17 protein-coding genes and 2 pseudogenes are annotated in these 20,601 nt (G+C 60.3%); 8 read left to right on the top strand and 11 right to left on the bottom strand.

Annotated elements, in window-relative coordinates; genetic code table 11:
* A pseudogene (locus JAO29_RS22335) lies at positions 1 to 368 on the top strand (hypothetical protein); the annotation flags it as partial.
* Positions 369 to 1,090: 722 nt separating this feature from the next.
* Here JAO29_RS22335 and ppc read toward each other — a convergent pair.
* The gene (gene ppc, locus JAO29_RS22325) at positions 1,091 to 3,958 is read right to left on the bottom strand and encodes a phosphoenolpyruvate carboxylase (RefSeq protein ID WP_334270494.1); all 2,868 of its coding nucleotides are present in this window, start codon (positions 3,956 to 3,958) and stop codon (positions 1,091 to 1,093) included.
* A gap of 88 nt (positions 3,959 to 4,046) precedes the next feature.
* Positions 4,047 to 4,295: a hypothetical protein gene (locus JAO29_RS22320; protein WP_334270493.1), complete on the bottom strand. Its 249-nt coding sequence runs from the start codon at positions 4,293 to 4,295 to the stop codon at positions 4,047 to 4,049.
* A gap of 360 nt (positions 4,296 to 4,655) precedes the next feature.
* Between JAO29_RS22320 and JAO29_RS22315 the strand changes: the two genes are divergently transcribed.
* The 3 genes from JAO29_RS22315 to JAO29_RS22305 all read left to right on the top strand — a co-directional run bounded on the left by JAO29_RS22315 (position 4,656) and on the right by JAO29_RS22305 (position 7,687).
* A complete protein-coding gene (locus tag JAO29_RS22315; RefSeq protein WP_334270492.1) occupies positions 4,656 to 5,594 on the top strand; it encodes a bifunctional 5,10-methylenetetrahydrofolate dehydrogenase/5,10-methenyltetrahydrofolate cyclohydrolase in 939 nt (312 codons plus the stop codon).
* 4 nt (positions 5,595 to 5,598) lie between these two features.
* Positions 5,599 to 6,303 carry a dephospho-CoA kinase gene (gene coaE, locus JAO29_RS22310; RefSeq protein WP_334270491.1) on the top strand — a complete coding sequence of 235 codons (705 nt, stop codon included), beginning with the start codon at positions 5,599 to 5,601 and terminating at the stop codon, positions 6,301 to 6,303.
* 172 nt (positions 6,304 to 6,475) lie between these two features.
* Entirely contained in the window at positions 6,476 to 7,687 is a 1,212-nt protein-coding gene (locus JAO29_RS22305) for a S1C family serine protease (RefSeq protein ID WP_334270490.1), read from the top strand.
* A 9-nt stretch (positions 7,688 to 7,696) separates the two neighbouring features.
* Here the strand turns inward: JAO29_RS22305 and purN are convergent, their stop codons facing one another.
* On the bottom strand, positions 7,697 to 8,308 hold the full coding sequence (gene purN / locus JAO29_RS22300; protein WP_334270489.1) for a phosphoribosylglycinamide formyltransferase: 612 nt from the start codon (positions 8,306 to 8,308) through the stop codon (positions 7,697 to 7,699).
* Between the two features lie 136 nt (positions 8,309 to 8,444).
* On the opposite strand from purN, the gene JAO29_RS22295 reads away from it, so the two are divergent.
* A complete protein-coding gene (locus JAO29_RS22295) occupies positions 8,445 to 8,954 on the top strand; it encodes a DUF4142 domain-containing protein (RefSeq protein WP_334270488.1) in 510 nt (169 codons plus the stop codon).
* Between the two features lie 191 nt (positions 8,955 to 9,145).
* Here JAO29_RS22295 and JAO29_RS22290 read toward each other — a convergent pair whose 3' ends face one another.
* The 6 genes from JAO29_RS22290 to JAO29_RS22265 form a co-directional block, all read right to left on the bottom strand.
* A complete protein-coding gene (locus tag JAO29_RS22290) occupies positions 9,146 to 9,955 on the bottom strand; it encodes an anti-sigma factor (protein ID WP_334270487.1) in 810 nt (269 codons plus the stop codon).
* A complete protein-coding gene (locus JAO29_RS22285; protein WP_334270486.1) occupies positions 9,952 to 10,569 on the bottom strand; it encodes a sigma-70 family RNA polymerase sigma factor in 618 nt (205 codons plus the stop codon). The genes JAO29_RS22290 and JAO29_RS22285 overlap by 4 nt, the downstream gene beginning before the upstream one ends.
* A gap of 107 nt (positions 10,570 to 10,676) precedes the next feature.
* Positions 10,677 to 11,585, bottom strand: coding sequence for a ferritin-like domain-containing protein (locus tag JAO29_RS22280; RefSeq protein ID WP_334270485.1), 909 nt, complete (start codon positions 11,583 to 11,585; stop codon positions 10,677 to 10,679).
* Positions 11,586 to 11,594: 9 nt separating this feature from the next.
* Positions 11,595 to 12,524 carry a ferritin-like domain-containing protein gene (locus JAO29_RS22275; RefSeq protein ID WP_334270484.1) on the bottom strand — a complete coding sequence of 310 codons (930 nt, stop codon included), beginning with the start codon at positions 12,522 to 12,524 and terminating at the stop codon, positions 11,595 to 11,597.
* A gap of 123 nt (positions 12,525 to 12,647) precedes the next feature.
* Positions 12,648 to 13,670, bottom strand: coding sequence for a phosphoribosylformylglycinamidine cyclo-ligase (purM, locus tag JAO29_RS22270; RefSeq protein WP_334270495.1), 1,023 nt, complete (start codon positions 13,668 to 13,670; stop codon positions 12,648 to 12,650).
* 225 nt (positions 13,671 to 13,895) lie between these two features.
* Positions 13,896 to 14,372, bottom strand: coding sequence for a thiol-disulfide oxidoreductase DCC family protein (locus JAO29_RS22265; RefSeq protein ID WP_334270483.1), 477 nt, complete (start codon positions 14,370 to 14,372; stop codon positions 13,896 to 13,898).
* 32 nt (positions 14,373 to 14,404) lie between these two features.
* Between JAO29_RS22265 and hemL the strand changes: the two are divergent.
* Positions 14,405 to 15,693, top strand: a pseudogene (gene hemL, locus JAO29_RS22260) (glutamate-1-semialdehyde 2,1-aminomutase).
* Positions 15,694 to 15,729: 36 nt separating this feature from the next.
* Here the strand turns inward: hemL and JAO29_RS22255 are convergent.
* Positions 15,730 to 16,380 (bottom strand): energy transducer TonB, encoded by a 651-nt coding sequence (locus JAO29_RS22255; RefSeq protein WP_334270482.1) that lies wholly within the window; start codon positions 16,378 to 16,380, stop codon positions 15,730 to 15,732.
* Positions 16,381 to 16,688: 308 nt separating this feature from the next.
* Between JAO29_RS22255 and msrB the strand changes: the two genes are divergently transcribed.
* On the top strand, positions 16,689 to 17,291 hold the full coding sequence (gene msrB, locus JAO29_RS22250) for a peptide-methionine (R)-S-oxide reductase MsrB (RefSeq protein WP_334270481.1): 603 nt from the start codon (positions 16,689 to 16,691) through the stop codon (positions 17,289 to 17,291).
* Between the two features lie 25 nt (positions 17,292 to 17,316).
* Here msrB and JAO29_RS22245 read toward each other — a convergent pair whose 3' ends face one another.
* Positions 17,317 to 19,809 carry an ABC transporter permease gene (locus tag JAO29_RS22245; RefSeq protein WP_334270480.1) on the bottom strand — a complete coding sequence of 831 codons (2,493 nt, stop codon included), beginning with the start codon at positions 19,807 to 19,809 and terminating at the stop codon, positions 17,317 to 17,319.
* A gap of 282 nt (positions 19,810 to 20,091) precedes the next feature.
* On the opposite strand from JAO29_RS22245, the gene JAO29_RS22240 reads away from it, so the two are divergent.
* Positions 20,092 to 20,523: a RidA family protein gene (locus JAO29_RS22240; RefSeq protein ID WP_334270479.1), complete on the top strand. Its 432-nt coding sequence runs from the start codon at positions 20,092 to 20,094 to the stop codon at positions 20,521 to 20,523.
* Positions 20,524 to 20,601: the final 78 nt, after the last annotated feature.

Here is a 20,601-nt window from a genome sequence, read left to right as displayed (position 1 = left end):
GCGACCGGCAGGTCCTCATGCTCTTCACCCTGCCTGACTCCGACAAACCCCAGCAGCTCTATGGAGTTCCGGTCGGATACCACGAGCAGGGCCAGTACACCTTTTACCTCGACGAGATCTTCTTCTACGACGACCCGCACCAGCTCTATGCGCATTGGGGACCGGAGATCTGGAAGGCCGTCGACTCGCACCAGGTCATCCTCGGGATGACCGAACGCGAGACACAGCTCTCCCTCGGCCAGGTCTCCAAGAGCGTCAGCAAAGATTACGGCAATCGCCTCGTCGTCTATGCGAACTTAGGCAAGCCCATCGCCGTAACCTTTGTTAACAACAAGGCGACGGCCTTCCGGCCCGACCAGGGCTTCTAACGCCGCATCGCCAGCAAGTCCGCCGCACAGCCTCCCCATGCGGCAAAAAGGAGTTGGCGTATGGGTCAACCAAATGCAACCACGAGGACCAGCTGGATACGGCCGGTCCTCTTTCTCCTTTGCTTCATCGCGGCAGCCGCAGCCCTGCGGCGAATCGTCGCGCTGCTTCTTGTCCAGGCCTCGACCCGAACGGGACAATTCGGCGAGCTGGACGCCGCGTTTGCCGCGCGCAAAGCCCTCACACTGGCCCACGTCGTTCCGGCGCTGATCTTTGTCCTTATACTTCCGCTCTGGTTCTCGGTCCGGATGCAAAGCCGGGAGCCGCTTCATCGGCGGATGACCTGGACTCTCTTCGCCCTCGGCTTTCTCGTCGGAGCGACCGCCATCCCGCTGGTTGCGAATCCGGTGGGTGGCGCGACCGAGCTCTCGGCCATCATCGTCTTCGACAGCCTCTTTCTTCTGTCGCTCGCACAGGCCTTCCGGCTCTTCCTGCAGCACAAGCCGCGGTATCGCGAGTGGATGCTGCGCGCAATCGCCGTCCTGCTCGGCATCGCGACGACACGGCCTGTCATGGGCGTCTTCTTCGCCACAGCGCGGCTCACGCACCTCGAGCCGCACCAGTTCTTCGGGATCGCCTTCTGGATCGGCTTCGCCGTAACCTATCTCGCCGGCGATGGTATCTGCAGCGCCATCCGATTCCGTTCGGCGCCGCAGCCTGAAGCTCAGCCTGTGTTCCGCAGTCCTGCGCTGATGCCGTTGATCGTGGCCGAGATCGCGCGATCCAGTTCAGCCGAAATGGTCTCGCCCTTCGCGGTCGCAACCCGCTTGCGGCGGATCAGCTCAACCTGGATCAGACTCATGGGATCGACGTAAGGATTTCGCAACCGGATCGATCTCTCGAGCACCGGGTTGGTTTCAAGTAGTCTCTGCTGCCCGGTAACCGCAAGCACCATCTTCTGGGTCAGCTCGAACTCGTCTTTCAGCATGGTGTAGACGCGTTCCCGTAGAGCCTTGTCTTCCACCAGCGAAGCGTAGAGCTGCGCAATTCCGAAGTCGGATTTGGCCAGCGCCATCTCCACGTTCCGGATGATGTCGACAAAGAGCGGAAAGTCCCGCGCCATCGAGCGAAGCTGCTCGAGACCGTCCGGAGTCTCTCGGGCGAACGCATCCAGCGCGTGACCGACGCCAAACCACGCCGGAACCAGCTGGCGCGACTGCATCCAGCCGAAGACCCAAGGAATGGCACGCAGGTCAGCCATGCTTCTCTTCCCGCTGCGCTTGGCTGGACGCGAACCGATCCGGGCGTTCTCCAGCTCCGCAACCGGCGTCGCCTGCTCAAAGTAAGTGAACGTGTCCGGGCTGTCGATAATATGGCGCCGGTAGAAGGCATAAGAGGTCTGCGACAGCTTCTCCATCGCCGCCTCCCATCCCGGCGTGATCTCGCCGGTAAGGTGAGGTGTCTTCGCACCCTTCTGGAGGACCGCGTCCGGCCGGGTCAGGGCGTCGAGCGAAGCAGCGATCATCAGTTCAAGATTGCGCTCCGCCAGCACAACATCGGAGTACTTCCAGTTGAGAACTTCGCCCTGCTCCGTCAGCCGCAGCTCTCCGGAGAAGCTATCGACCGGCTGCGCGAAGATCGCGCGATGCGTCGGCCCTCCACCCCGGCCGACTGTACCGCCACGGCCGTGGAAGAGACGCAGCGTAACACCGCAGTCCGCAGCCACCCGATGCAGCTCGCGATGAGCCTTCCAGATCTGCCAGGTACTGGTGATCATGCCACCGTCTTTATTCGAGTCCGAATAGCCCAGCATGATCTCCTGCCGGTGGCCCCAGGACTTGAGCAGAGGCTGAAAGGCCTCGCTCGACCAGAGACGCCGCATGATTGCCGGAGCGTTTTCGAGATCTTCGATCGACTCAAACAGAGGAACCGGTTGCAGACCCGGATCATGATCCCGATCATCGCCCGGCTTGCCGCCCGCGGCTTCTACACGGACACCGCCCAGCCGAGCCAGCCAGAGGACGTTGAGCACATCCTCGGCGCTCGTTGCTCCGCTGATCACGTACTGGCAGATCGCTTCGGCGGGATATTTGCGTTTCAGCTCGGCGATGGCCCGGAAGGTCTCCAGAACCTCTGCCGTCTGCGGAGAAAGGGCGGACGGCAGCTGCAGTTCCGTCGCACTCTGGCTGGTCTGTGCACAACCCGCAATCTCGGCCACGGCCGCTGCATGAACGCGCGCGTGCTGTCGGATATCGAGCGTCTGCAGATGCAGGCCGTATGTTCGCACCTCCACCAGCAGCGGATCGACCAGCATGCGGGCGAGACGCTCTCCCTTGTGCTCCATCAGGCTGGACCGCAGCACGGAGAGATCGGCCAGCAGATCCTCCTTACGCTCGTACGGTTCCAGGGCCGGCTTGGGAGGCAGGGGCACCGAGCTCTGCGGCGACGCGCCCAGGCGCATCAGGATGCACGCGATCAACAGGCGGAGATACTCAAAATGAAATCGCTCTTCCAGTCCCGTTTGACCGGCGTTACGAAGCTGGTCCAGGTATCGATCCAGCAGTCCCTGCAGCTCCGCCGAGACCGGCACCTGCTGGGTTGAGCTGCCCAGCTGCTCGAAGACATTCTGCAACCGGCGCCGATAGTGGTTCAGCAGCAGCGTCTGCGCCATCCCGAGCGAATCCCTGGTCGTCTGTGGGGTCACGAACGGATTTCCATCGCGATCGCCGCCGATCCATGAGCCAAAGCGCACCAGCAGCGGAAGCTCGGCGATACGAACCTTGACCTCGGGATACTCTGCCTCGATGGCATCCGCGACCTCTGCATACAGAACCGGCAAAGTATCGAACAGCGAGGCCTCGTAGTAATCCAGAGCCATGCGGGTCTCGTCGCGGACGGTCGGGCGAGCGCTGCGAACGTCATCGGTCTGCCAAAGGGCCGTGATTTCGCCCGTGACTTCACGCTCGAGCGCTTCCAGCTCCTTCTCGGGGACGGCAATCCCGTCCAGGCGCTCCAGCAGGTCGGAGATGCGTCTCCGCTTGAACATTACAGAACGCCGGGCGACCTCGGTGGGATGAGCCGTGAACACCGGCGTGATAGTGATGCGCTCCAACATGTCCAACGCCCGCTTGGCGTCGAAGCCTGCGGCACGCAATCGGCGCAGTGTGCCTCGAAGGTCTCCTCGTTGAGGAGGCGCATCGTTCAACTGGCTGGCACGCCGTCTTCGCTTGCGATGATTCGTCTCCGCAAGGTTGATCAGTTCGAAGTAGAAGCTGAATGCGCGGGCGAGCTGATAGGCGCGGGTAAGGTCGTCTGCGTGTGCGTGGACCCGCTCGATCGATTGCTGCAGCTGTTCCGCAGCGGCGGTCGTGTTTCCGCTGGCATCGGCCTCACGACGGGCGATAGCGGTTCGCCGCAGCTCTTCCACGGCTCCGTAGAGATCGTCGCCCGACTGCTCCTTGAGCACTTCGCCCAGGAGCATGCCCAGGGAACGTACGTCACGACGAAGCGGAGCTTCTTTCAGCTCGCCGGTTGAGGAAAGCAGTTCCGAGAGGCGCTGCGGCCAGTTAGAGGGTGTCCAGAGTGACGGCATCACTATTGATTATGCACCGGGCGAGAGTTGTCCGTTATCCGTCCACCATGCGAGGCAAAGCCACAAGGGCCAGAGGTCCGAGCCCCGCTTACATCATCAGAGCGATCTGCTCGAACTCTGCCTGCATCAGCTCGACGTTGTAGCGCGACGATTCCAGTCGCGACGCCGTTGTTCGTGCCGCGCGGGGGGAGACCCCATAGCCCTTGGTGCTCAGATAGTGGCTGATCACATCAGCGGCCTGCCAGAAATCCAGGTTCCCATGCAGCAGCTCTTCACGGAGTCCAGTGAGATCAGCGGTTGAAAATTTCTCGAATTCGCTTGAGCTGGGCACAATCATCGCTGTCTTATCCTCTCGGGCCGGTGGCCTTCTGGCGCTATTAGTTAGTTGTTAGACGCGATTTCTCCCCTTGGGATGCGTGGCGGATTCATTTGCGTGAACAAATAAAGTGACAGAGTACTGCAATGACGCGGTAATTGTCTGAGCGGTGTCGTCTTCTCGTCTCATTTTAGAGATTCGATCCCTCAGCACATGTCAGAGCTCTGTCAGTGCAGTCGCTCTGTCGGCTGATAAACATAAATTGCTCGCACCGTGCGACCGAAGACCTGCGTTGTGGATGTGCGGCGGAGAGGAGAGTCGCTCCTTGCCGTGCAATGCATTGAGACAGCCCCGTTGATGAAGCCGCGATACCATAGCCCTATGAACGATCTTCCTCATGTACTGAACGGAATAGCCGTCGCCGCAGAGATCAAGGCCGAGGTAGCTCGCGAGGTCTCTGAACTTTCTTCGCGCGGTGTGCGTCCCGGACTCGCCGTCATTCTGGTGGGAGAGGTTCCCGCCTCGCAGATCTACGTGCGCAGCAAGGTCAAGACCTGCGGCGAACTGGGCATCTACAGCGAGATGCTCACGCCGCCGGAGAGCATCACAACCGAAGAGATGCTCGCGCTGGTCTCTGACCTCAATGCCCGCGAGGATATCGACGGCATCCTGATCCAGCTCCCTCTTCCGAAGCACGTGGACACCAAGCGTCTGCTCGAAGCCGTCTCTCCGGACAAGGACGTGGACGGCTTTCATCCGGTCAATGCCGGCCGCCTGCAGAGCGGTCAGCCCGGCCTCGCACCCTGCACGCCAGCCGGGATCATAGAAATTCTTCGCCGTAGCGGCCTGCCCATCGCTGGCGAGAATGCGGTCGTGGTCGGGCGCTCGGATATCGTCGGCAAACCCGTCGCTCTCATGCTGTTGAACGAGTCCGCCACCGTGACTGTCTGTCACAGCAAGACGAAGGATCTTCCATCGGTCACACGCAACGCCGATATCCTCGTCGCTGCGATCGGCCGGCCGGGCTACATCACGCCCGAGATGGTCAAGCGCGGAGCGACGTTGATCGACGTGGGCATCAACCGTCTCACCGATGCCGCCGACGTCGAGAGATTCTTCTCTGGCGATGCGGAGCGGGCTGCCACCTTCGCAAAGCGCGGCTCAGTGATCGTGGGCGACATCGACCCTGCCGCCTTCGAACTATCCGGAGCCTACACACCGGTTCCGGGCGGCGTTGGAGCCTTGACCATCGCCATGCTGATGCACAACACAGTGAAGGCCGCAAAGCTGCGCCGCGGCATCTCCACAGGCAAGCGCTGAATTTATGTTGCGCGTCGGCCTGACTGGAGGGTTGGGCAGCGGAAAATCAACCGTCGCCCGGCTATTCGCGCTGCACGGCGCACACATTCTTGAGGCTGACGCCATCGGGCGGGAGATGATGCAGCCCGGTAATCCGGTCTATGCCTCTATCGTGCAACACTTCGGTCCCGAGGTGCTGCTCGCGGACAAGCAACTGGATCGTACTGCTCTGGCGCGCATCGCCTTCGCGGGAGGTCGCGTCGAAGAGCTGAACGCGATCGTTCATCCTGCCGTGATCGCACGCCAGGCAGAGCTAGCGCAAGCGATCTTCAGGCGCGATCGCAACGCCGTCGTGATGGTGGAGTCTGCTCTCATCTTCGAGACAAAGTACACCCAGCAAGCCTTTGGCGAGACGAACGCGATAACGGATTCCGCGGCTCCATGGAAGGCTCGTTTCGACTGCATCATCCTGGTGACTGCCCCGGAGGAGCTGAGGATCGAACGCTATCTGCGGCGCATCGCGGCGGGCACACAGCTCTTCCCCGAGCGCCGGACGCAGCTTGCGGCGGATGCGCGTGCCCGCCTGGGGCAGCAGGTTCCCGATGAGAGCAAGATCCCGCTCTGCGACTTCGTTATCCAAAATGACGAGTCGATGATGCAACTGGAGGAACGTGTCGACGAACTCTGGCCCCTGCTTCAGTTCGCCTCAGTAAATACACACCAGCACTAACCTGCTTGCGCCTCAGCAGCAATATGGTCCGGGGGTAAAGTAGAGCGAACTTCCACCGCACTCCTGACTTCTACGGCGAGGTCCGCGTGTGGTCCACCGGCCCATCCCTCGATACAATTAACCCAGTGCGGTCCAACGCTCGACCGCGATGGGAAGATCCAGGAAACTCACCATGAAACTACGCCCCGTTCTGCTCGTCATTCTTCTTCTTTCCGGCTTTTACTACGTGACGACTCATTCTGCGTCCACCGGAAGAATCTTCCCCTGGCTCCACTCCTCTTCGGAAAGCGGGGCGGCCACCAACGATGCTCCCGTCAGCGGTCCCATGGGCAGCTTTCATCTCACCGAAGCTGCGGCCCAGCCTGCGTTCGATACGGAAGAACAGCAGAACATTGCCGTTTATAAGAAGGCGATTTCGTCCGTGGTCAACATCACCTCGACGGAGGTCGCATTCGACTTCTTCTACGGTCCTGTCCCGCAGCAGGGTCAGGGTTCGGGATTCGTCCTGACCAAAGATGGGCTGATCCTGACGAACAATCATGTGATCGGCAACGCGCAGCGGCTTGAGGTGATGCTCTCGGACAAGCACAAGTACAAGGCTAAGGTTCTGGCTGTGGACAAGAACCACGACCTGGCGCTGATCAAGATCGAAGCGCCTAATCTCACCCCGGTCACGCTTTCGGACTCGCGCAATCTGATGGTCGGCCAACGGGTCTATGCCATCGGCAATCCCTTCGGCCTGAACGGCACGATGACGCGCGGCATCATCTCTGCGATTCGTTCTATCCGGGGCCCTCAGGGCAATCCGATTGAAGATGCGATCCAGACGGACGCTGCTGTCAATCCCGGAAACTCCGGTGGTCCTCTGCTTAACTCCAAGGGCGAGGTCATCGGCATCACTACCATGATCGCCAGCAACGGCGCGGATCAGAGCTCCGGCATCGGGTTCGCCATACCCGTCAATACGGCCCGCGCCATGCTGGACGACTACGCCAAATACGGCTATGTCCGCAGGCCAACCCTCGATATCGTCACACTGCCCATCGGGCCGGACATCGCCGAGCAGATCGGTCTTCCGGCCGATTACGGCATCCTCATCGAACGCGTCCTTCCCGGTGGAGCCGCAGAGAAGGCGGGTCTGCATGGTGGAACGCAACGCGCTTATCAGGGCAATATTCCCGTGATGCTCGGCGGAGATCTTATCGTTGCGATGGACGGGCAGGAGATCACCAGTCCTCAGGATCTCTCGGCGGCGATGGACTCACATCGCGCCGGGGACGCCGTGACGATTACCGTCTTCCGCGGTCGCAAGCGTATGGACGTCAAGGTGACACTCGGCGACGCTCGCGATCAGCAGGACCCCCGCGGAGCCCAGAGCACCTAGCCCGCAGCCTTACAACGGAAGATAGCGACGTCCCACGATGTGGAATCTTCCGCTCAGTACATAGGAGATCGCCTCAGGGTAGGCGATGTGCTCCTGCTCGAGGACTCGTGCCGATAGGGTGTCGGCAGTGTCGTCATCCAGCACGGGTACGGTCTTCTGCAGCACGATCACACCGTGGTCCACCGCCTCGTCCACAAAATGGACGGTGCAGCCGGCGACCTTCACGCCGTACTCAAGCGCCTGGTGCTGCGCATCGAGACCCGGAAACGCTGGCAGCAGAGAGGGATGGATATTGAGAATGCGGTTTGAGAATGCCGCAACGAACGCCGGGGAGATGATACGCATGTATCCGGCGAGGCACACCAGATCGACGTTGAAGTCCGACAGGGCTGTTATGACCCTGGCATCATGGGCTTGGCGTGCGGCCTGTCCCTTGCCCTCCTGGGGAATCGCCAACGCGGTCAGGCCAAGCGAGCGTGCAGCCTCAAGCCCACCTGCCTCGGGCTTGTTGGAGATGACAACTGCGATCTCTGCGTCCTGAATGCGCCCATCGGCAATCGCACGATGGATAGCGAGAAAGTTCGAACCTCTACCTGAAAGAAGGATGCCTAGTCTGCGCACTATTTTTCCTTGACGTGCTGTTCTCAGGTTCGATTCTAAAGCGCCGTGCGGACAACCTACCTGCTTCGCGAAGACTCACACCTTTCATATGAGGTAATTAGTCCCGCGGCTATGCCGCAATGAAGGAGTCTCCCCGATGAGAATCTCGAAGAAGCTTGCCTGCTGTCTTTTGCTGTGCGGTGTCGCCGCAGCTATTCCCTCTGCAGCTCGCGCTGCTACAGACGATGACAAGAAGTTCCTCGCCACTGCGTCCCAGTCTGACGTCAATGAGATCAAACTCAGCCAGCTCGCAGAGCAGAAGGCGACCAATCCCGCAGTAAAAGCGTTCGCCAAGAAGATGGTTGCGGAACACACGAAGATGTCCAACAGCATGAAGCCATTCGCACAGTCCTGGGGGCTGACTCCTCCAGCAGATCTGGACGACGACCATAAGCAGGGATATTCAAAACTGAACGGACTTTCCGGCGCTGAATTCGATAAGGAATATATCGATCAGATGGTAAGGGACCATACCAAAGCGCTCGAGCTGTTTACCGATGAGGCGAAGGCTACAACGGACGCGAAGTTCCGCGCCGCTGTCCTGAAGGCCAAGACGGCGATCGCTGCACACAAGAACATGGCCTACGACCTGCAGAAGAAGCTCTAGCAGCACCAACGGATCGGTCCTCCAGACGCTTCTGGAGGACCGATTCAAGTCGCACAGCTTTATCTCTATCTATCCCTCCGGCGGCTCCCCCTGCAAAATCATTCGAAGTCTTTCCGGATCCACTCAGGATCTCTGCACCCGCGCCTCCATCTGGCCTGTGCTTCTCTTAGCCGCGGTGTGCGAATTCCAATCTAATCGCCTTGTGTCGGTACTCCCGACATCACTGGCGTACTACTGGGAGCGGCTGAACCTTCGGCTCTCTCGATCGTGATCGCAAAGGCCTTCGCGGCGATGCCGGGGGGAAGAGGCGGCATCACGACGCTCGCGTCGCCGCTCTGGTCAGGAACGAAGACACCAGCAGGAAGAGGCGCCGTACCGTTGGCCGGAATCACCCACAGTTCGTAGGCCTTCCCCTGGGGAAGACGCTTTAGATTGTTGCCCTGGAAGATCAGCTCTCCCCGATCTGCGAGGTAAATGGCGTGCCCAGTCGGTTCCACCGGGGTCTTGGCTGCGGTCAGGGTCGCCCGTTGTGCGCCTGGTGACTTCAGGAGGTTCACGACACGTTGCGAACGTACGCTCTCTTCCTGAGCCCGCGCTACCAGCTGCGACTGATTGTGCAGCTGCTCTCTCAGTGTGTTTACTTTGACCCCCAGCCCTGCCGCTCCGATCCCGAGCGCGGCCGCTATGGTCCATGGCAACCAGGCCGTTCGGGAAGCAGGTTTGGGGAACGGAGTTACTCCCGGCGCAGTCTCGCTGACACTCTCCGCCTGCACCTCAGTGCCGAGGCTGTCGAGGAATCGCTGGCGGGCCGCGGGGGGAACAGGGTGCTGCTCCACACTCACCGCGAGCGCCGTCAGGTCTCCCGAAATTGCGCTCAACTCTTCGCGGCACTCTGAACAGCTCTGCAGATGGGCATGGATCCGCGTCCGCTCTTCATCGCGAAGGTTACCCATCGCATAGAACGCGAGATCTTCCAGCGCGATATGTATGCCGCCGTTCATGCCTGCAAAGCCTTTCTTAAACTCATCAAAGCCAGCCGGATCCTGGTCTTCACCGTACCCAGCGGGTCTCCGGTTCGATCGGCGATCTCCGTCTGACTCAAGCCCTCGAAGTACGCCAGTTCCACCACATTCCGTTGCTCAGGTGGAAGCACTGTCAGAACCGACCGGACCTTCTGCATCATCGCCCCGCGTTCTACCTCGGATGCGAGGTTCTCCCGCGATGAAAGTGGATAGTCATCGACTGATTCCATGGGACGCCTGCGTCTTAGAATATCGATTGCGCGGTTGCGGGCAACGACCAGCAGCCATGCCCCCAGCGATCCTCTGCTCGAAACAAAAGAAGTCGGATTTCGCCACAACTGGAAGAACACTTCCTGCAATAGATCTTCGGCGCTGCCCGCATCCCGGAGAACTCGCAATGCGACGGAATAAACCATGCCTCCATAACGGTCGAAGAGCTTCGTCATTGCGCTCTGATCCCGTTCACTCACGCGCTGCAACAGCGAATCGTCGCTCTCTTTGGGCTCGCTCTCATCCCGTATGTGCTGCCGTTGCGGTGCGTCACTCATAGAACGCGGAGGGAGGCCCATCGGATTGTCTGGAGAACCCGTCATTAGCGAAACTTTTTGGTGCTTCCAGCCGGTAGGATGCGACTTTTCCATAGGACGTCGCAAAGGCCGGGAATTATCCCGGCCTCCGTGTCGTGCATAAACGCGGTAACTTACTTGATGTTGCCGTTCATCGCCTTCGGATAAAAAGCGCCACCCGTACCTGCCGGGCCGCCTCCATAGACGATATTCAGGACCTGGGAGGTGGAACGGGCAAATGTCATGCCGTTATCGTCGTTATCCACAATCGTCGCCGCACCGCTGATAACACCAACACCGATGTCGTCGTTTGGCGTGGCTCCACTAAGATGTGCACGCGCAGCGGCAATCATCTGCGAAGCAATCTGCACCGCCGAACCCGCCTGGAAGATACGGGTCCGAATCGACGCCGCGTGATAGGCCTCGACATTGTGAATGCCGATAGCCTTGTCGAGGTAGGTCTTATTCGAGATCAGGCCTGCCGCTCCCTGGTAGGCGGTTACGCCGACATCCTCAAAGATGTACGCGCCAAGCAGGAAGTTCGTCTCGCTGGCGAATGGATCGAAGCTCGGCCCAAGACCCGCTGCCTGCGCGAGTGCGTTGAAGCTGTTCATCAGATCGATTGGAGGCTGAGCGACTGCGGCGGTTGCCAGCTGTGACTGGAGAAACTTCACGTGGTTCTGCTCGTCCATCGCCACCTCAGCCGCGAACTTCTGCAGCAGCGGAGTCGTGAACGCAACCTTCGCGTTCGGCTTCACCGTGACGGCACCGCCGGCGGTACCGTCGCCACCTTTGGTGGCAATCCCCGCCTGGTCGAGCGTCATTCCCGTAGTCGCGATGGTATAAAACTGCGCTTCGAGATACTCAAGGTTGAGTGCGAAGTTCAGGATATCGGCGTCGGTGACCGTGGCAGACTGGGCAAATGCAGTCCTGCCCAGGGCAAGGCCTGCGAGAGCAGCCCCGCCCATCAGAATGGCAGATCGACGCGATGAACGGTTCTCCTCAATCGACGCTATGTTCTGGTTTATCTCTTCATGGCTCATCGTCATCTCCTAGCTCGCTGATGCTGTAATCGTTCCGTTCAAGCCGTTGGGGAAGAAACCGCCCGACTTCACAACGCCGGCTGTCGGATTCAAATAGACGATGTGCAATACCTGGTCCGTCGTCCGGCTGTATGAGATGGAGCTCGTATCCGCGGCCACAATGGAGCTGGCAGACAAGGTCGTCTCCGCGCCTCCACCCGCCTTACCCCGCAATGCGGAGATCTGGTTGGCATAGGTGATGTGGGGAACGTCCAGTTGCGTCAGCAGGGTACGAATCTCGCCTGCATGATAGGCCTCCGTCGCGAGAATGCCCGCAGCCGCTGCAAGATTCTTCTTGTCGGTCAGCAGCCCAGCGGCACCGTGATACGCCGTCACCCCGACATCCTCAAAGACGAACGCGCCCACGATGAAGCTGTTCTCGTCCGCGAACGGATTGAAGGTAGCGCCGATTCCCGCAGCCATCGCCGCTGCGTTGAAGCTGTTGGTCAGATCGATAGAAGGCCTGTTGACCGCCGCCGAGCCGAGGGCCTTGCGCAGAAACCGCACGTGAGCAAGTTCGTCGTTCGCGATCTCCTGCGCATACTGCTGGATCGCCGGGGTCTTGAAGCCTACCTGCGTTCCTCCCGTCACCGCACCGGCACCGCTGCCTGCATCCGTGCTCGATAAGCCGGAGCCCGTAACCGCTCTTAGATAAAACTCCGCTTCCAGATACTCCAGGTTCAGAGCGAAGTTCAAAACGTCGGCGTCAGTAAGCGTCGGTGTCGTTGGAGTAGTAGGTGTCGTGGGTGTAGTCGGTGTCGTCGTTGTAGTCGAACCGCTATCGCTACAACCTTCCACCAGCGTCATCACTGCCACCGCGCCAGCGCTCGTCCCCGCCACGTTCAGAAATCTACGACGGGAGACTCTTCTTTTTTCTAATATCTCTTCGAGTTTGCTCACGATATCGAGCTCCTTTTGCGTCCAGAAACCTCACTTACTATCTCTGTACGCAGGAGCGTCGCCACCGGATTTATAAGAAACGATCTTTTCTGCCTGAACGGCGCCGGATCAGTTGTAGACGGTTCAGTTGTAACTGACCTTCCGCTCGCCCCTGACGATCCGGCCTATGATGCAGTGCCGCTCGTTGGCGCGATTCAGAATAGCCTTCGCCTTCTTCACCTTCTCTGCCGGGATCACGACGATCAGGCCGATTCCCATATTGAAGGTTCGCAGCATCTCGTCCTGTTCGACATTGCCCAGCTTGCGCAGATGCTCGAACAACGGAGGAACCTGCCAGGTCGCCAGGTCTACCTGCGCGCCCATTCCCTTGGGCAGAATCCGCGGAAGATTCTCCGTGATGCCGCCGCCGGTAATATGCGCCATTCCGCTGACGACCTCGCCCGCAAGGAGCTTCTTGATGATCGCCAGATAGCTGCGATGGATCTTCATCAGCGCAGCTCCCGTCTTGTCCTTCAGCTCATTTACATACTGCTCCGGACCGTACTTCGCCTCTTCGAACAGCAGCTTGCGAGCCAGCGAGTAGCCATTCGTATGCAGGCCGTTGGAAGGGAGGCCCAGCAGGATATCGCCTACCTCAACCTTCTCGCCCGTAATGATCTTGTCGCGGCTGACCGCGCCCACGATAGTTCCGGCAAGGTCGTATTCGCCATCGCCATAAAAGCCGGGCATCTGGGCCGTCTCGCCGCCGATCAGCGCACAGCCATTCGCGCGGCACGCATCGGAGATGCCCTGCACCACCGTCTCCACGACAGAGTTCTCGAGCTTGCCCGTCGCCAGATAGTCGAGGAAGAACAGCGGCGTGGCACCCTGCACGGCGATGTCGTTGACGCAGTGGTTTACCAGGTCCTGACCGACCGTGTGATGAATCCCCAGGTCGAAGGCCACCTTCAACTTGGTTCCTACGCCGTCGGCCGAAGAGACCAGCACGGGATTCGGAAACTTCTCCACATCCAGGGAGAACAGGCCGCCGAAGCCGCCAATCTCGCTCAGCACCTGCTTGTTGAAAGTCTTGCGTGCAAGCATCTTGATGCGGTGTTTGGACTTGTCTGCCGCCGAGATATCGACACCAGCATCGGCATAGCTGATGCTTCGCTTGGCCTGCGTTGCGGGCTTCGAAGCAGTGCTCTTCGGCGCAGCCGCCTCGCGAGGCTTTTTGTCGCTCGACTCCGCCTGCTTCTGCAATGTGCTGTCTGGGGTGGTCGCGTCGGTCGTGGGGGTGTTCTCCGGCAAGGTGCTCTCCAGGGGGATTTTTATGCAAAAGTGCAGAGTTTCCAGTCTAGCAGCACCCCACGAATCTCTGCCCCAGCCACCTCAACCCGCGGCTTGCACGCACCCTGCATCCATCACGCCGATAAACCGGGAGCGAATCTCTCCCTCAGGCACCGGGCAGACCGGATACCGGCCAAAGGTCGCATAGCGTATCCGCCCGACTAACGCATAAACCGCCTCACGAATAAACCGCGGCGTCCACCGCACCATCCTGCCCAGCCAGTTCCACGGAGCCTTCAACTGCCGCAGCGCCCAGGCGACGGCGTCCGAGTGGCTAAAGAACCGCTCCCTGCGCGTCATCGCATTCAGAAAGATCGCAGCCGACTCCAGGGACTCCGGCGTCTCCCCATAGCGCGCCAGCAGCTCCTTTCCCACCTCGGACTGCAGCGGAACATACCGCATCTTTCGCTCCGGGTCCCGCTTCGCACAGAACCGCGCTACCCGATTGCAAAGGCCGCAGTGACCGTCATACAGCAACACCGTCTTTCCCCTCAGCTCTGCCCTTTGTTCCGTCGTCATGCTGTTTTTCCTCCCGTCCTATACTGAATCTGATGCCTCTCTCGCACAGCCGATCACACCTTCTGCAGCAAAAAGCCGAGGCCGTCTTCCCCGGCGGCGTAAACTCCCCCGTGCGGGCCTTCCGCTCCGTGGGCGGCGATCCACCGTTCCTGACGCATGCTGAAGGCGCCTGGCTGTTTGACGAAGACGGCAACCGCTACCTCGACCTCTTCGGCTCCTGGGGACCAATGATCCTCGGCCATGCCTTCCCCCCCGTCGTCGAAGCGATCCGCGAGGCGGCTGGCCGGAGTGCCAGCTTTGGAGCCTCCACCGCCGCCGAGGCTCAGCTTGCCGCGCTCGTCCAGAGGTGTTTTCCCTCGGTTGAGAAGCTCCGCTTCGTCTCCTCGGGCACCGAAGCCTGCATGTCGGCCATCCGCCTCGCACGCGGCTTCACCGAGCGCGATTTCATCATCAAGTTTGAAGGCTGCTATCACGGCCACTCCGACGCCATGCTGGTCAAAGCTGGCTCCGGAGTCGCTACGCTCGGCATTCCCGGCTCCGCCGCGTCCCCGCCGAGACCGTGATGCACACGCTCGCCCTGCCCTTCAACGATCTCGATGCCGTGAAAGCCGCCTTCGCCGCACGACCCGAACAGATCGCCTGCGTCATCCTTGAGCCCATCGTCGGCAACGCGGGAACCATTCCTCCGGCTCCTGGATATCTCGAGGGCCTGCGCGAGATCACGCGCCAACATGGTGCGCTCCTCATCCTGGACGAGGTCATGACCGGCTTCCGCGTCACACTCGGTGGCGCCCAGCGCCTCTACGACATCAAGCCCGACCTCACCACTCTCGGCAAGATCATCGGTGGCGGGCTTCCCTGCGGAGCCTTCGGCGGCCGCGCCGACATCATGAACTGTCTTGCTCCCCTGGGTCCTGTCTATCAGGCCGGGACTCTCAGCGGGAACCCGCTGGCGATGGCGGCAGGAATCGCCACGCTCGAATACCTCATCGCCAACGAGCAGAGCGTCTACCCGCAACTCAACCAGATCACCGCGCGGATCGCCGAAGGTGTAGCTGCAATCGCTCGCGAGCAGGGAGTCAGCCTGACCACCAATCAGGTAGGCTCCATGTTTACCTGGTTCTTCAACCAGGGCCCCGTGACAGACTTCGCCAGGGCCTCAAGCTCCGACACCGTCCTCTTTGGCAACTTTCACCGAGCCATGCTCGATGCTGGGGTCTGGCTGCCACCCAGCCAGTTCGAGGCCGCATTCGTCTCTACGGCCCATACCCCGCAGGATGTTGACTACCTTCTCGATGCTGCACGCAAGGCATTCCGCTAAGCGCCCGGAGACTGAAGAGCACCTTCGCGCGTTCGCTCAGCCATTGCTTGCATAGTGGAAGTGAATCTCCTGTTCGCTCGAGATCGCTCTGCCGTTGACGGTCGCAGGCGTAAACGACCACTGCCGGACGGTGGCCAGAACCACGCTGTCGATCCTCTCCCCCAGGCTCTTCACAACAACCAGCTCGGTTACCGCTCCCTTTTCGTCGATAACGGCGTTCAGGATGATGTCACCGCCAGTGCCATCCGGAAGAAGTGACAGGTCCGGCTTCGGCCTTGGATGAACGACCGGGAGGGCGATCACGACCTCCTGCGCTCCGGCCCCGGCGAGCGCGTCATGCGAGATTCCCATGTCGGCTTTCGGGGCCTCCCTTGTCGGCGTCTCTCTCTGGTGGAGAGGCTTGCGGACCAGCGCCCTTTCTTCCGCTTTCTTCTCTGAGATCCCGGCGCGGGCATGATCCCCCGGGGAATGTGCCAGACTGCCGACGGCCAGGTAGGGCAGGATTCGTGTCCCTTGCGAGATTCCGGGATTCACCGCTTTCAGCTGTCTCGGCATCCGGTGATAGCCAACGATGAGGAGAGCGAGAAGTGCACCGTGAAGGAGAACGGAAGAGATGCTGCCCCCGGACACCCGACGGAATCCTCGCCTTCTGTTCCCTGACTTTCGATCCTTCGGTCCTGTTTGCATCGACGGAGACCTCTCGTGCCTTTGGTTTAGTCCTTGACGACTGATTTGCCAATCTAAATCTCGGAAAATACCTGCGAAGCTTCCCTGATCTCTTACGCTACACCTCGCAGCCCTCCTTCAGAAGGCGACCTCCGTGAGCACATCGGTCCGGCGATCTGAGGGAAACTCCTGCAAGTTACTGATCCTGTGCCCACGCCGCGCAGAGGCCTATGCTCACCGGTGCAAATGCATCTTCCGGTTACTTTTCCCAGCCACATTCATCTCATAGAGTGTGGGCATGGAATCTGCATCAGCGCCCGGGAGTCTTCATGTTCGAGTCCGAGAAGGTCCTCAATCAGCAGGGAAGGCAGACCAGCCGTAGGGTCTTCCTCATCGGAGGCACAGCCGCAGCTGCGTACATCGCGCTCTCGCGACTCAGCCGGTTGCACGTCGAGGCCAGCGAGACCGTTCACGGAGTAGCCGGTGAGGTCACCGTCATCAACTTCAGCAGCGATGGCAGCCGTCTCGGCGGGCAGACCGTAGCCAAGGTGCTGAAATCCGACCGCGCGTGGCTCGATCAGCTCGGCAAAAACTCCTTCCAGATCGCCCGGCAGGCAGATACCGAGATGCCCTTTACCGGCGTCAGCTGGCGCGAACACCGCAGGGGAATCTTTCGCTGCATCTGCTGCGAGACAGCCCTGTTCAGCTCGCAGACCAAGTTTGAGTCGGGAACCGGATGGCCCAGCTTCTGGCAGCCGATCGCAAAGGAGAACGTCTCCGAGCGCACCGACCTTTCCCTCGGCATGGCGCGCGACGAGGTGCGATGCGTACGGTGCGAAGCTCATCTGGGCCATGTCTTCAACGACGGCCCCGAGCCCACCGGACTGCGCTACTGCATGAACTCCGCCTCCATGCGCTTCATTCCGGCCTGAGCCGCGCAATCTGATCAGCAACGGACTACTCCGTCCGAAGCGCCACCACCGGCTCGATCAACGAGGCGCTTCGCGCCGGAAGGTAGCTGGCCAGCATACCGCAGCACGCGAGTAAAAACGTCACTGCAAGCATCACCACAACGTCATACCCGCTGAATTTATAGCCAAGCCAGACCGTCAGAAAGCGGCCGGAGGCAGCTATCAGCAAAGCGCCCATCCCTACGCCAACCGCAAGCAATAGCAGGGCGTGCCGCAGCACCAGCCACACAATCGTCTCTCGCTGCGCTCCCAGCGCCAGGCGAACTCCGAGTTCGCGGGTTCTCTGACTCACCAGGTAAGCTAACAGGCCATAGATCCCGGCTACGGCGATGACCAGCCCGGCAAACGCGAAGAGTCCAAGCAGACGGGCGGCCAGCACCTGGTTGCCAAGGGAATCATCCAGCACCTGCTGCATGCTCTTGATCCCATCCACCGAGGCATCCGGCTGTAACTCGGCCACGATGCGGCGAATCGATTGCGTAAGCGTCTCCACAGGCAGCGGCGACCGAACCGCGACGTTCATGTAGAAGTTGCCAAGGATCGGATACAGCTCGTCTTTTGGCAACAGTTGTGTGAGGTTGTAGTCGATCTCCGGCAAGGGAGGCTGGCCGACCGTCTTCTGTGGGCTGTCGTCCACGACTCCGACGATGGTGGACCACTGCCGTTCACCGGCATCGTTAAAGCGCACCTGTTGGCCGATCGGGTCTTCGTTCGGAAGGAAGCGCCGCACAAATGCGCTGTTGACGATGGCGGTCGGCGTCGTCGAAGCACTATCCGTCGGCGCGAAGAACCGTCCCCGCATCAGGCGGATTCCCATGGTCCGAAAGTAATCCTCCGTGGTGGCGCGGGCCTGGGCGTCGGCATGCGCCGACTGCGGGGGTTTGGGATGATGCGCAAGCTCGACCGTCATATTGAAGTCCCAGGAGCCTTGTAGCGGACGGACCGTCGTCAATCCCACAGACTGAACGCCCGGCAATGCCTTGATTCTTTCCAGCAAAGGCGCATAGAACGTCTGCACAGTCGACGAAACACTCTTCTGCTCCGGAGCAGCTTCTACATAAAACGCAGGCAGGTGATTTGGAAGGTAGATCTCTCCCGTAATCACCTGGCTGGCGACAAAGCCGACGCGGGTATGCCGCAACGAGACCAGCGTTCGCACCATCAGAGACGCTGCTACCAGCAGGGTAAGAGTAAGTGCGATCTCGCCCACGACGAGCGTGTCGTGCCATCGAGCCTGTTGGCGGCTGACCCCGCTGCCTGCCGCCGCGCCCTGACGCAGTGACTCCTGCGGAGTCACTCTGGTGGCGTGCAGTGCAGGCAGCAGACCGAAGAGCACCGCCGACACGCACGATGCGATAAACAGGTACGCACACACCTTGGCATCGACATGGATCTGATCGCCAAAGATAACCGCATCGGCAAGGTAGCGCTTCAACAGATGCAGGGCCAGCGCGGCAAGCTCCAGGCCCAGCAAGCCTCCCGCAAAGCTCAGCAGAAGACTCTCCGTAAGCAGCTGGCGGATGAGACGGCTGCGTTGCGCCCCCAGCGCCGTCCGTACCGCAAACTCTCTCCGCCTCGCATTTCCCCGCGCCATCAGGAGCCCCGCGACATTCGCACACGCAATCAGCCACACAGCCAGAACCGCCAGATCCAACGCGATGATCGGCGCACGAGCCGAACCCGTCACCACATCGGAGTATCTGTCGACGCGAATCGGATCGGCCCGCTCATCCTTCGGATACTCATGACGAAGCTGGTCATGAATCGAGTTCATCTCATGCCTGGCCTCCGAGAGGGAGACCCCTGCGCGAAGGCGGCCGATGACGCTCATCACGGCGGAACTGCGACTCTGCAGCGCTGCATCCCCGATCGGAGCGGGAGTCCATATGGCGTTACCTCCGGACTCCGCGGGAAATGCGAATCCCTCCGGCATCACTCCGATCACCGTATAAGGAAGTCCATTGACTGGAATCGAACGTCCCAGGATCTCCGGATCGCCGTGGTAAAGCTCGTGCCAGATCGATGCCGTCAGGATGACCACGTTCGTACGTCCAGGCTCGCTGTCCCCAGCCGCGAAGGTGCGGCCCATCATCGGTCTTGCTTCCAGCAGATCAAAGAGATTCGTGCTCGATAGAATCTGCGCCACCAGCCTTGGACTGGCAGTACCCCCCAGGGTCGGCACCTGTTCGCTGTAAAAGCCGATCTGCTGAAAGGAATGGCTGCGTGCCTGCCAGTCTCTGATGTCCGGCATCGAAGTCGGCGCAAAGCCTCCACTCTCCGTCCGCACGGCCATCTGCACGACCTCATCGCCGCGTGGAAATGGCATGGCCCGCAACAGCACCTGGTCCACAACGGAGAACATCGCCCCGTTTACCCCGATTCCAAGTGCCAGCGTCAAAATCGCCGTCAGCGCAAAGACAGGGCTATTGCGAAGCTGACGTGCAGCATAGTTCAGATCCTGCAGGAAAGAACGCATCATGGTCTCCCGAAAACCCTGCATTGCACATATGCATGCGATCTTCCGAAGTCGCCAGTCTACAAGTCTCGCAGAATCAGGTGCCAGCCCTCTGCCGAGAGAGCACCGCTGTTCAGAAATGTGATCTCCTGTCCGAAACCGGACAGCAAAAATCCGGACTCGCTCTGAGGCTGATGTCCGTTCCTCCATCCAGGGGAGTTCTGTACCATGATCGGGTTTCGAATTAACTCATCTGTACCCAATCAAAGGAGCATTGGAATGCAAAAGCAGACTCGGAGAGGCCTCTTGAAGAATGCAACCAAGGTAGCCATGGGTGGGGCGCTCGTCGCTCCGGCTGCCTCGGCGCAGACGAAGGCCGCGGTGAAGAAAGACGCAACCGGGAAGTCTCAGAAGGCCTTCCCCTTCACGACCGTGGTCTCGTTCGGGAATCTCCTGTTCGTCTCTGGAATCGGCTGCCGTGTCCAGGGCACCATCGAAGAAGAGACAAAGTGGGTCCTCGACGAGGTCGAGAAGAACCTCGTCGCTGCCGGATCGTCCCTCGAAAAGGTCCTCAAGGTGAACATCTTCATGGAAGACATTAAGCAGTTCGATCGCATGAATGCCGTCTATAAGACACGCAACTGGGGCACAGTCTTCCCGGCGCGCAACACCGTGCAGCCCGCGGCGCTTCCCGCCGGAGACTACGGCCTGGCCATCGACTGCATCGCGTACGTCTAACTCAATCGCCAAATCCGGCTTAGCAGGGCGATGAGCAGGCGGCGAGCACCTTCCCGCCGCCTCGCTCATTCTTCCTCG

Origin of the sequence: Edaphobacter sp. HDX4 (genome assembly GCF_036877565.1) — a bacterium.
Taxonomy (GTDB): domain Bacteria; phylum Acidobacteriota; class Terriglobia; order Terriglobales; family Acidobacteriaceae; genus Edaphobacter.
Note: the sequence above shows the minus strand (reverse complement) of the source record. Positions and strands in the feature narration are given on the sequence as shown.

Bases quoted from the DNA above. Each gene is read 5' to 3' on its own strand.
- coaE (WP_334270491.1), top strand. From the start codon at position 5,599: ATGTTGCGCGTCGGCCTGACTGGAGGGTTGGGCAGCGGAAAATCAACC.
- JAO29_RS22245 (WP_334270480.1), bottom strand. From the start codon at position 19,809: ATGATGCGTTCTTTCCTGCAGGATCTGAACTATGCTGCACGTCAGCTT.
- JAO29_RS22280 (WP_334270485.1), bottom strand. From the start codon at position 11,585: ATGAGCCATGAAGAGATAAACCAGAACATAGCGTCGATTGAGGAGAAC.
- JAO29_RS22255 (WP_334270482.1), bottom strand. From the start codon at position 16,380: ATGCAAACAGGACCGAAGGATCGAAAGTCAGGGAACAGAAGGCGAGGA.
- JAO29_RS22285 (WP_334270486.1), bottom strand. From the start codon at position 10,569: ATGACGGGTTCTCCAGACAATCCGATGGGCCTCCCTCCGCGTTCTATG.
- JAO29_RS22315 (WP_334270492.1), top strand. From the start codon at position 4,656: ATGAACGATCTTCCTCATGTACTGAACGGAATAGCCGTCGCCGCAGAG.
- msrB (WP_334270481.1), top strand. From the start codon at position 16,689: ATGTTCGAGTCCGAGAAGGTCCTCAATCAGCAGGGAAGGCAGACCAGC.
- JAO29_RS22320 (WP_334270493.1), bottom strand. From the start codon at position 4,295: ATGATTGTGCCCAGCTCAAGCGAATTCGAGAAATTTTCAACCGCTGAT.
- JAO29_RS22295 (WP_334270488.1), top strand. From the start codon at position 8,445: ATGAGAATCTCGAAGAAGCTTGCCTGCTGTCTTTTGCTGTGCGGTGTC.
- JAO29_RS22265 (WP_334270483.1), bottom strand. From the start codon at position 14,372: ATGACGACGGAACAAAGGGCAGAGCTGAGGGGAAAGACGGTGTTGCTG.
- ppc (WP_334270494.1), bottom strand. From the start codon at position 3,958: ATGCCGTCACTCTGGACACCCTCTAACTGGCCGCAGCGCCTCTCGGAA.
- JAO29_RS22305 (WP_334270490.1), top strand. From the start codon at position 6,476: ATGAAACTACGCCCCGTTCTGCTCGTCATTCTTCTTCTTTCCGGCTTT.
- JAO29_RS22290 (WP_334270487.1), bottom strand. From the start codon at position 9,955: ATGAACGGCGGCATACATATCGCGCTGGAAGATCTCGCGTTCTATGCG.